The sequence below is a fragment of the Paenibacillus shenyangensis genome (genome assembly GCF_000346635.1).
GTDB lineage: Bacteria > Bacillota > Bacilli > Paenibacillales > Paenibacillaceae > Saccharibacillus > Saccharibacillus dauci.
The window spans coordinates 1-223 of the sequence record NZ_AOIG01000067.1 but is presented as its reverse complement, the minus strand read 5'-3'; the positions used below and the strand labels follow the sequence as shown (position 1 = coordinate 223).

Annotated in this window: 1 protein-coding gene; it reads left to right on the top strand. The window is 67.3% G+C overall.

Annotation, left to right across the window (positions count from 1 at the left end):
* Window positions 1-223: aldehyde dehydrogenase family protein (locus H065_RS27595; RefSeq protein ID WP_152425994.1), on the top strand; the 223-nt coding region annotated here is incomplete at both ends.

Here is a 223-nt window from a genome sequence, read left to right as displayed (position 1 = left end):
GCCGCGCATGCCGAAGTCCTGGTGTTCAAGGAGCCCGCCGGCCCGACCGCGGCCATCACGCCCTGGAATTTCCCGTTCATGATGATCGCCCGCAAGATCGCCACCGCGCTGGCGGCCGGCTGCACCATGATCATCAAGCCGTCCGAGCTGACGCCTTTGACGGCCTACAGAATGCTCGACTACGCGCGCCAGGCCGGCATCCCGGCCGGCGTCTTCGAGATGG